General features: G+C 31.8%; 8 protein-coding genes. 7 read left to right on the top strand and 1 reads right to left on the bottom strand.

Annotated elements, in window-relative coordinates; genetic code table 11:
- Positions 1–80 precede the first annotated feature (80 nt).
- Entirely contained in the window at positions 81–2,078 is a 1,998-nt protein-coding gene (locus ACHZC3_RS09610; RefSeq protein ID WP_394759645.1) for a prolyl oligopeptidase family serine peptidase, read from the bottom strand.
- Positions 2,079–2,196: 118 nt separating this feature from the next.
- Between ACHZC3_RS09610 and ACHZC3_RS09605 the strand changes: the two genes are divergently transcribed.
- From ACHZC3_RS09605 to ACHZC3_RS09575, 7 genes are all read left to right on the top strand, one after another.
- On the top strand, positions 2,197–2,601 hold the full coding sequence (locus ACHZC3_RS09605; protein WP_394759646.1) for a GNAT family N-acetyltransferase: 405 nt from the start codon (positions 2,197–2,199) through the stop codon (positions 2,599–2,601).
- A gap of 111 nt (positions 2,602–2,712) precedes the next feature.
- Positions 2,713–3,387 (top strand): hypothetical protein, encoded by a 675-nt coding sequence (locus ACHZC3_RS09600; protein ID WP_394759644.1) that lies wholly within the window; start codon positions 2,713–2,715, stop codon positions 3,385–3,387.
- A gap of 2 nt (positions 3,388–3,389) precedes the next feature.
- The gene (locus ACHZC3_RS09595) at positions 3,390–4,511 is read left to right on the top strand and encodes a hypothetical protein (protein WP_394759643.1); all 1,122 of its coding nucleotides are present in this window, start codon (positions 3,390–3,392) and stop codon (positions 4,509–4,511) included.
- 49 nt (positions 4,512–4,560) lie between these two features.
- A complete protein-coding gene (locus ACHZC3_RS09590; RefSeq protein WP_394759642.1) occupies positions 4,561–6,375 on the top strand; it encodes an OmpA family protein in 1,815 nt (604 codons plus the stop codon).
- An 88-nt stretch (positions 6,376–6,463) separates the two neighbouring features.
- The gene (locus tag ACHZC3_RS09585) at positions 6,464–7,234 is read left to right on the top strand and encodes an ABC transporter permease (RefSeq protein ID WP_394759641.1); all 771 of its coding nucleotides are present in this window, start codon (positions 6,464–6,466) and stop codon (positions 7,232–7,234) included.
- 2 nt (positions 7,235–7,236) lie between these two features.
- A complete protein-coding gene (locus ACHZC3_RS09580) occupies positions 7,237–8,067 on the top strand; it encodes an ATP-binding cassette domain-containing protein (protein WP_394759640.1) in 831 nt (276 codons plus the stop codon).
- 56 nt (positions 8,068–8,123) lie between these two features.
- On the top strand, positions 8,124–8,547 hold a 424-nt coding region (locus ACHZC3_RS09575), incomplete at its 3' end, for a hypothetical protein (protein ID WP_394759639.1).

Raw genomic sequence — 8,547 nt, 5'->3', positions numbered from 1 at the left:
ACCTATAAAACTAAAAACAGCACCAAAAACGTTTTTGGTGCTGTTTAATTTATCTATTTTTGTCTAATAATCTGTATCGATTATTTAGGACTAGTCATTATATAAATTGGATTTTTTTGAGTCGTTCTGTTTTGTAATGCAGCAGCAAATTTGTATGAATGTTGTGGCGGTACTCTATCATCATTTTCGGAAGTAATTATTAATGTTGTTGGATAATTCTCTTCTTTTTTTACATTATGATAAGGAGAATAACTTAACAAGTTTACAAAATCGGCTTCGTTTTTTACATTTCCATATTCTCTATAATGACGGTTTCCTACTGTAAATAAATCGAAATTAATCATATCGAAAGCCCCAACTTTTGGTATAGCAACCTTAAATAAATCTGGTCTTTTTGTAATTGCAACACCAACTAATAATCCGCCTTGCGAGGCACCAGTGATTGCTAATTTGTTTGACGAAGTATATTTTTCTTTAATTAAATATTCGGCAGCATCTATAAAATCATTAAAGCAATTCATTTTTTTTAATCCTTTTCCATCTTCATGCCATTTCCCTCCTTTTTCTCCGCCACCACGAATTTCTGCGTAAGCAAAAACGCCACCTTTTTCAAGGAAATATAACAAGCCCGTATCGTAATTAGGTGAACTTACTGATCCAAATCCACCATAGGCTTCTAATAATGTTGGATTTTTTCCATCAAGCAGAAGTCCTTTTTTATAGATAATTGTGATAGGAATATCTACATTATCTCTGCTTTTATAGGTTATAATTTTTGTTTCAAAATAATTTAATGGAAAAAGTGTCGGTTTTGGTGGGTTTGCTAAACTAAAAAAAGGTTGCTCCTTTCCTGTTTCTATATTTACTTTAAAGTTTCGAAAAGGTAAAGTATAGGAATGAACACCAAAATAAAAATCTTTAGTTTCCTTGTCAAAATTAATGAATTCTATGTCCATTCCGTTTGGAACTTCTATTTTTCGGATTAATTTTCCTTCATAATCATAGAATATAATATAATACTTGCCAAGCGTTTTGTATTTACAAATTAAATAATCATCTGAGAAAAAAGTGTGATCTAATAAATGAGTATAAATTTGAGGAATAACCGTTTTTTCGTCTTTTCTGTTCTGAATATCAAAGGATCGAATGTCTCCCCAATTCATTTTTTTGGAAGTAAAATAGACTCTGCCTTTATAGTAATTTATGAATTCGAAATCGGAATCGTCGTTTTCAATAAATTTATTAAGTTTAAAAGTGTCATTATCTAAATCACTATAATAATAATTTTTAAGACCATCTGTTTTATTTGTTTCTATAACAAAAAGTTTATTGATTGATGTAAAAAAGCTAACATTATTTCCGCTTTTGGTAGTGTCAAAAATAAGCTCATCATTATCTTGTAAACTCCCAATTCTATGATAATACAACTTAAAAGTAGAATCTTGAGCAAAAAAATCTTTGTTGCTATTTTGTTTGTAAAAAATACCGCGATCTTTGTTCCACGAAACATTAGAAAACTTTACATTTTTTAAAACATCGTCTAAATTCTTATTTTTAAATAAATCTACAAATCTGATTTCCTGTTTGTCACTTCCATCAATACTTATTTTGTAGGCTAAATTTGAAGAGTTTTTAGAAGGATAATAACCGCTTATGGTAACATTGCTTTCAGGATAAATCTTATTTGGATTTGCGATTTCTACAGGTTCATCATCTAACGATTTCATGAAATATAAACTAGCCGGTTTCTTCTTGTCTTTACGATAACGAGCATAGAAATATTTTCCAATTTTATTTGGCAAACTATACGTTGTTCGCGTATCGTATTCTCTTATTTTCGAAACTAAAGAATAGGTTTTGTTTACTTCCAACAAATGGTTGTTAGTAAATTCATTTTGCTTATCCACCCAATTACTAACCTCATCAGATCGCATATTCTCTAACCAAGAATAATCATCTTGATAAGAAATTTTATGTTTTATAATTGTATTAGGCGTTTTTTTAGTTTCAGGATATTCCTGAGAAAATAAAACTGTTGAAAACAAAAAGAAGGTAAGTAATATAGAATAAACTTTCATTGTGAATTTATAAAAAAGAAGCAAATGTACTTGTTTTTTGAATACGAAAATTTGTGTATTTTTACTAAAACTAATTTCTTTTACATTGCAAACAAAAGAACTCACCACAATTCAAGAAATGTTAGCTCAATTTGAGATGATACAATTTTTGTATCCAAAACTCACTATCGAAAAATACGCATCGTATCTTCAGGAAATGATTCCGCACAATTATACTCAAATAGCCGTTTTTGATAATGAAAAATGTATCGGGATAACCGGCTGTTGGTTTGGTATAAAACTCTGGTCAGGAAAATATTTAGAAATTGATAATTTTATTGTGCATCCGGATTATCGTTCTAAAGGGATTGGAAAATTATTAACAGATTATGTAAATCAAAAAGCACTAGATTTTGGTTGTACAAACATAGTTTTAGATGCTTATACACATAATTTTAAAGCGCATCGATTCTTTTATAATCAAGGTTTTGGCCCAAAAGGCTTTCATTTTGTGAAAATTCTAGATGAAGAAGGATTGACATAAAAAAATCTGAATTCATGTTGATAAAATAACTATTTTTAGTTTTTAATTTTAAAATAGTAACTTTTTCTATTTTAGAACGTATAACTGAAGTAAACAACTAATAAAAAACCAATGTCCGAAAAAAGTTTTAATTGGAAAAGCATTTTTGTGAATGATGAAAATGCATCTGCTCCAAAAGAAGAAATCAAAACACAAGCAGCCGTAAACACAAACGATACTAAATTTCCTGAAACCAATACAATTGTAAATTCAGTTCCTGTTGGAAACACTAACAATCCTTTTATTAACGAAATTCTAGATGTTTACAACCGTGGTTTTGAAGGATTGAATAGTGAAGGTTTCGATTTTTTTGAAATGTACAAATCAGTCATGGCAGTTGGACCAACAAATCCGCAGAGTTATCAGATGGCTTTTACAATGGGAAAAACAATTAAAAGCGATTTATCTAAAGAATTTTTGTTAGAAAAATCGAAATTTTATATCTCCGAAATCGAAAAAGTTTATTCAAAATACGACTCAACCGGAAACTCAAAAAACAAAGATTTAAACAATACAATTACAACTCAAAAATACAATCTTTCTAAAAACATTACCGATTTAGAAACTCAAATCACAAAACTTCAAAAAGAAGTAGAAGCTAAAAAAGCAGAATTAGCAAGAATCGATTTAGATAATAAGGAAATGTTTGCCGAAATTCAACTCAAAATAGAAGCCAATAATTTAGCCAAACACAAAATTTTAGAATCAATTAATACTGTAGTTACAGGAATCAATCAATATTTATAATCATGTCAACATACCAACAAGAAAAAACCGCTTTATCAGAATTACCAATTCTTAAACATTTCGACGAGTCGAAAGGGGAAATTGCTTTAAGCAAAGACACACTCAAAAAAGGAGAAAAATCATTATTCTGGATTCTAGCTGCAGGATTATTGGGTGGATTGGGTTATTTAACATGGACTTATATACTTCCGCCGCTTTTTACCATGTTAGGACAAGCCATCGCCATTTCGGCAACAGGAGTTTTCCTTGTTTTCTTGGTGATGATGTATCCAGTAATTATGAAAGGTTTGCGTTTTGCAACAAAAAATATTCATAAAGCGTTAATACACAGTAATCCTTTTAATGAATTAGAAGAACAAAAGGAAAAGATGATTAAAAACCGTGAAGTTTTTAAAGCCACCAAAGCAAAACTAAAAGGCTTAAAAACCGAAATGGAAATTGAAGCCAGCAAATCGGAAAAAGAAGCTAAAACTTTTCAAGACGATATTTTAAGTTTACAACGCCAGTCGGAAAAATTAAAATCGGCCATGGACGAAATGGTAAAACAAAACGGAATTGGTGCAAAAGATACTGACGAATATGTAACCTTGCAAAGCGAATTAGCTAGAAAATTAAGCGATTCGCAACGAATTTCTAACCAATACGAGCAAAGCAAAAACTTTACTCAAAAATATGGTGTTCGTGCCAATGTGTTAGGAAAAATGGATAGAAAATTAACCTTGGCTGGAACTGCAATAGATATAAAAATTGCCGATTTTGACACTACAATCACCATGCTTCGTAAAGAATACGAATTTGCTAAAAACGCAAAACAAGCCACTGAAAGTGCTAAAAGTGCGATGATGTTTACCCAGTCTTGGGAATTAGATTATGCTTTAGAAGTAGTTACATCGACCATTGCACAAGATATTGCTAGAACATCGGAGAACCTTTTGGATATTGATACTTTAACATCTAAATATTCAGTTGATAATGACGAATTATATTCAAGATTAGATTCTTTGGCAGACCAAATAAAAACAGGTGACAGCACCATTCCAGATTCTACAAAATATTCAAGTCCTAATTACAAAATGAGTAAAGATGACAAATTGAATGCAGGTGGTTTTGGAGATATTTTTTAATACACAATTTTCGAATTAACATAAAAACAAGACTAAATTTCAAATAAAAATGGGAAAAATTTTAAGAACAACAAAGCTAACCACTTTTTCAGAATTGCTAATTGTAGCTGGAGGAATTGGAGCAATTTTAGGAGCAATTTATTTTATATCTCCAGGGATTAAGACAGCAGTTTCTAAACAACTTACAGGTATTGAACTAAATAGTACTGATGTAAATAATGTTACTAATGCTGAAAAAATAGGACTTCCGTCGAAAAGCATTTCATCTGAAGTAAGTAGTAAACCAGTTGTTAGAGTTGCCGGTTATGCTTGGAATGCAACTTCGGGAATTATTGTTGCTAATGGTGGGCCAAAAACCACTAAGGGTTCATTGATGGAAAAAAATGGCGTAAATCTAGAAATCATTCGTCAAGACTGGTTAACAGAATTGCGTAATATGCAAATGAAATTTATTGAAGAATTTGATAAAGGAGAAGCTTTTCCAACGTCAGATAAAAGTGCTTTTGGGATAATGATTATGGGCGACGGAGCTCCATTTTATATCAGTTCGGCTCAAAAATCATTGGACGAAAAATATGGTAAAGACAAATACCACCTACAAGTTATGGGTGCCATTGGGATGAGTTATGGTGAAGACAAACTAATCGGGCCACCAAGCTGGAAATCGGATCCAAAATCGATGAAAGGTTCTTTAATATCTGCTGTTTTAGGTGACGGAGACTGGGTAACAACTGTTAATTATTGTTTTGCCAATGGATTAAAAGTAAATCCAGACCCTGCAACTTATGATGCAGAAGCGGTAAATATTTATCCATCTGAAAATGATGATTATATCAAATCGGCAGAAGAATTAATCAAATCACAAACTACGGGTTGGACAGTTGCTCTAAAAGAAGTAAACAACGGAAAATTAACCGGAAAAACAGTAAACAGAAAAATTGACGGTTGTGCTACTTGGACGCCAGGAGACAAAACTGTTTTCGATAAATTATCAGGTTTTGTAGACATTGTTTCTACAAAAGAATTCAACAATCAAATGCCAGCTGTTTTAATTGGAGTAAAAGAATGGGCTACTAAAAACCCTGAAATTGTATCTAATATTTTAAAATCGACCTTAACAGCTTCAAATCAAATGAAGAATTATGACGATTGGATGGTTCGTGCATCAGAAGCGGTAACCGATACGTATCAAATGGAAACAGCTGATTATTGGTACAAAATGTTCAAAGGACAACAAGGAACAAAAAACGGATTAACGTATAATATGGGTGGATCGAAAGTGTTTAATTATGCTGACGGAATGCAATATTTTGGACTTTCAGATGGTGTAAACAGATACAAATCGGTTTACAATCAAGTTTCTGGATATCTAACTGAGTTGAATCCTTTTGGATTTAACGAAAATGTTGGAAAAGTAGTTTCTTACGAAGATGCGGTAAATTTATCATTCTTTAAAAATATAAATGATATTGAATCGACATCGGCTGACAAAGCTGATTATAGCAAACAATCTACAGAGGTAATGGCTTCTGGCGAATGGAAAATTATCTTTGGTTCAGGAAGTGCTTCTGTGCAAAACAGCTCGACTAAAGATTTAGAGAAAATTTACAACTTGTTAATCCAAGCTGAAAATTCTAAATTAACAATCGTGGGGCATACTGATAATGTTGGTGGCGATGCAGCTAATATTCCTTTATCAAAAAACAGAGCACAAGCCATTGTAAACTATTTGAAAAACAAAGGAATTCCAGAATCTCGTTTCCAAATGATTGACGGAAAAGGAGCAGCAGAACCTGTTGCAGACAACACTTCTGAAGCTGGAAAATCACAAAACAGACGTGTGGTAATTACGTTCTTGAAATAAAGTTAATGTTCAAAGTAGCAAAGGTTCAAAGTTTCAAAGGCTTTGTCCCTTTGCTTCTATGTCCCATTGCACCTTTAATATTAAATAAATGAAACAACTTTTTACACCATTCGAACAAATATCCAAATCTAAGAAAACGATTATTTTAGTGGCTTGGATTATTTTGATATTGGCACTTTGGTTTGTTGGAACAATGGGACAAAAACACCTATTTCCTTCACCCACACAAGTACTCGATGGATTTACTCAATTGTTTAATGAAGGTTTGGTAGTACATATTTTTAATTCACTAAAACTGTGTTTTCTATCCATCTTTATTGCCATTATTATATCTATGTTTTTTGCTTATACTTGGCCAATTCCTTTATTGAAACCAATTTCCGAATTAATTACAAAATTTAGATTTTTGCCTCTGGCTGGATTAACTTTGTACATCACATTAGTCATTCACGAGGCTAGAAATATGCAAATCTGGATTTTGGTTATTTTCTTAACAACGTTTCTAACCACTTCACTAATTTCAGTAGTATCATCAATACCTCAAGAAGAATTCGATCATGCCAAAACTTTAAAATGCAACCGTTGGGAAGTGCTTTGGCAAGTCGTTATCTTAGGCAGAATAGATTATGTTATCGATGTAATTCGTCAGAATCTTGCCATTACTTGGATGATGTTAGTAACCGTAGAATCTACTCTTGCAGCCGCTGGAGGCTTAGGATTTTTAATAAAAAACTCTGATAAATTTTCGAACCATTCCAGGATAATTGCTTTACAAATCATTATATTATTAATCGGTTTGGGGTTAGATTTTGGGATTAATTTCTTAAGAAAATCAGTATTCAGATATTCAAAAATATAATTATGAGCCATAGTTTTAAAGAATCACTTTTGTATGTTGAAAATCTAAGCATCGCTTACGATGATAAAATAATTATTAAAGATGTAAGTCTAATTGAAAAAGATGTTGTGCGAGCTGGTGTCGAAAATACAGGGCAAACCATTGCCATTGTAGGACGATCTGGACGAGGAAAATCGACTTTTTTTAAAGCTTTAACTGGATTGGTTCAACCTAAAACAGGGAAAATATTAATCAAAGATTTTGCTAGCCAAGAAGAAAATGCTGCCAAACCTGTTAAGGAAGGCGATATTGGGTTTGTAGATCAAAAATACACGCTTTTCCGACATAAAACCGTAACGCAAACCTTGCAATTTGCACTCAGAAAATCGACTTTATCACAAACTGAAAAAGACAAAAAAATAAAAGACTACATTCATAAATGGGGATTAGAAACTTGTGTCGATAAATATCCGAACGAACTTTCGGGTGGTCAAAGACAACGAACAGCCATTATCGAACAACTGTTTTCGTCTGACCATTTTATTATTATGGATGAACCCTTTTCTGGTTTAGATGTAGGAAACATTGAAGAAGTAAAAAAAGCATTCGATTTGCTTAGCGAAACTTCAGAATACAACACGCTTTTGTTCTCGACACACGATATAAAACTCGCTATCGAATTGTCGCAATCTATTTATGTAATTGGGCATCCAACCATAAACGGAGACAAAAAAGATTATGGAACCGTTGTAGCAAAGTACGATTTACGCGAAATGGGATTGGCTTGGAACGAGTATGGCGAAGACCATAGAAAATTATATAAAGAAATTGTACATCAGATGATGATATCTTAAACAAGACCTGACAGGTTTTAAAAACCTGTCAGGTCTAAATCCACAAAGCATTAATTTTGAAAAAACGTAATCCAATATCCATTCTCGAAGAATCATTCCTTTCCATCAAAGAATATATTGAAGGTGAAATGACGCATGAAAAAACTTTTTTTAATCAAGAATTTATCCAAGAATTAAAAAAGGAAAACACTTCGTTACTTACTATTTGTGAAGAGTTAAACAAAGATTCTATTTTTATTCAAAAGATAAATGACCAAGTAAACACAAGTAATTCAAATACTTTATTATACAAAACCGAACACTTTTTCTTATCGGATATCATTTCCATTTATGAGAAAAAAATTAATACTGAAAACGAAAAATCACTTTTCACATTTGCGTATTATTATGATGTCTTACGTAACAAACACTTTGCCGACGAGAAAGCCATCAATACTTTAAACAAAGTGGTTTCTAGTTCGGAATTTCGTAATAATCTAA

This window comes from Flavobacterium sp. (assembly GCF_043720215.1).
Lineage (GTDB): Bacteria > Bacteroidota > Bacteroidia > Flavobacteriales > Flavobacteriaceae > Flavobacterium.
The sequence above is the reverse complement of the archived record's forward strand: the minus strand, read 5'-3'. Positions and strand labels throughout refer to the sequence as shown.

What these genes read in the sequence shown, in the direction of transcription:
- ACHZC3_RS09610 (WP_394759645.1), bottom strand. Translation starts at nt 2,078, where the DNA reads ATGAAAGTTTATTCTATATTACTTACCTTCTTTTTGTTTTCAACAGTT.
- ACHZC3_RS09605 (WP_394759646.1), top strand. Translation starts at nt 2,197, where the DNA reads ATGTTAGCTCAATTTGAGATGATACAATTTTTGTATCCAAAACTCACT.
- ACHZC3_RS09600 (WP_394759644.1), top strand. Translation starts at nt 2,713, where the DNA reads ATGTCCGAAAAAAGTTTTAATTGGAAAAGCATTTTTGTGAATGATGAA.
- ACHZC3_RS09595 (WP_394759643.1), top strand. Translation starts at nt 3,390, where the DNA reads ATGTCAACATACCAACAAGAAAAAACCGCTTTATCAGAATTACCAATT.
- ACHZC3_RS09590 (WP_394759642.1), top strand. Translation starts at nt 4,561, where the DNA reads ATGGGAAAAATTTTAAGAACAACAAAGCTAACCACTTTTTCAGAATTG.
- ACHZC3_RS09585 (WP_394759641.1), top strand. Translation starts at nt 6,464, where the DNA reads ATGAAACAACTTTTTACACCATTCGAACAAATATCCAAATCTAAGAAA.
- ACHZC3_RS09580 (WP_394759640.1), top strand. Translation starts at nt 7,237, where the DNA reads ATGAGCCATAGTTTTAAAGAATCACTTTTGTATGTTGAAAATCTAAGC.